The organism is Gordonia sp. YY1, assembly GCF_009872315.1.
Taxonomy (GTDB): domain Bacteria; phylum Actinomycetota; class Actinomycetes; order Mycobacteriales; family Mycobacteriaceae; genus Gordonia; species Gordonia amicalis.
In genome coordinates this window covers 7,446-8,755 of the sequence record NZ_WXYI01000069.1, presented here as the reverse complement: position 1 = coordinate 8,755, position 1,310 = coordinate 7,446, and the positions used below count along the sequence as shown (strand labels likewise).

The 1,310-nt window shown below is 64.1% G+C and carries 2 protein-coding genes; both read left to right on the top strand.

The window, feature by feature from the left end; translation table 11 throughout:
- Window positions 1–52 precede the first annotated feature (52 nt).
- Window positions 53–343, top strand: coding sequence for a transposase (locus BPODLACK_RS23240; protein WP_005195137.1), 291 nt, complete (start codon window positions 53–55; stop codon window positions 341–343).
- On the top strand, window positions 340–1,278 hold the full coding sequence (locus BPODLACK_RS23235; RefSeq protein ID WP_020169777.1) for an IS3 family transposase: 939 nt from the start codon (window positions 340–342) through the stop codon (window positions 1,276–1,278). The genes BPODLACK_RS23240 and BPODLACK_RS23235 overlap by 4 nt, the downstream gene beginning before the upstream one ends.
- Window positions 1,279–1,310 lie beyond the last annotated feature (32 nt).

The following is a 1,310-nucleotide window of genomic DNA, read 5'->3' as shown; positions in this document are numbered from 1 at the left end:
GTCGGTGTGAGGTTCCCCCCGAACCGTAGAGGCATCGATAATGAGGAGCACGATGCCAGAGAAGCGGAAGAAGTACGACCGGGAGTTTCGTGATGGGGCGGTCCGGATCGTCGAGGAGACAGGTAAGCCGATCGCCCAGGTCGCTCGAGACCTGGGGGTCAACGAGGGCACCTTGGGTAACTGGGTCAACCGGGCGCGCGCCGAGCGGGAGGGCCGCGGCGAGCTGACCGTTGATGACGCTGCTGAGCTCAAACGGTTGCGTGACGAGGTCGCCGAGCTGCGCATGGAGCGTGATGTCCTCAAGCGATCAGTGGTCCTGTGGGTGAAGGAGGCGACGAAGTGAGCGTGGCACGCTTTATCGCCGACCAGAGGACCAACTATCGGGTGCCACACGCGGTGTCCTGCCGGCTGCTCGGGGTCAGCGAGGCGTGGTTCTACAAATGGCATAAGCGGACCCAATCGCCGGGTGCGGCAACGGGTTTGCACACCACCCGCGACTATCGCCGGGACACCATCGACCGGGCCGTGGCGGTGGCGTTCGACAAGGCCCGCGGCCTGCACGGGTCACCGCGCCTGCATGCGGATCTGCGTGCTGACGGGTGGACGGTGACCGAGAAGACTGTCGCTGATTCGATGTGTCGTCAGGGCCTGGTCGCGCGGCGGATCCGCCGGCGCAACGGGCTGACCCGTCAGGACAAGACCGCCCCGAAGTTCCCCGATTTGTTGGGTCGCGATTTCACCGCACAGTGCCCCGATCAGCGGTGGGTCGGCGACATCACCGAGATCCCGACCGCGGCGGGCAAGCTGTATCTGGCCACGGTCATCGACCTCTACAGTCGCCGCCTGCTGGGGGCGGCCACCAGTCGTCACCCGGATGCAGCGTTGGCGTGTGCGGCGATCGAGATGGCGGTCGCCACGCGGGGCGGTATGCAGGCGATATGGCGTGATGACGATGCGCAGAAGCTGATTTTCCACACCGATCGTGGGTCGACGTACACCGCGAAACGGTTCACCAGGCTGTGCCAGAAGATGGGTATCCGGCAGTCGATGGGCCGGGTCGGATCGTGTTTCGACAACGCCGCAGCGGAGGCATTCTTCTCTTCTTTGGAGTGGGAAGTGTTGTCACGCAACGAGTTCCATACTATCATGGAGGCGCAGGCGGTCGTGTTGGAGTGGTGCTACGGCTTCTACAATCACCAGCGTCGCCACAGCGCGATCGGGATGATGAGTCCGGTCGACTACGAGAACACCGCAGTCACCGAGCCCGAAGCCGCATAGAGGAGTCCTCCACGATTCCGGGGGAACCACAG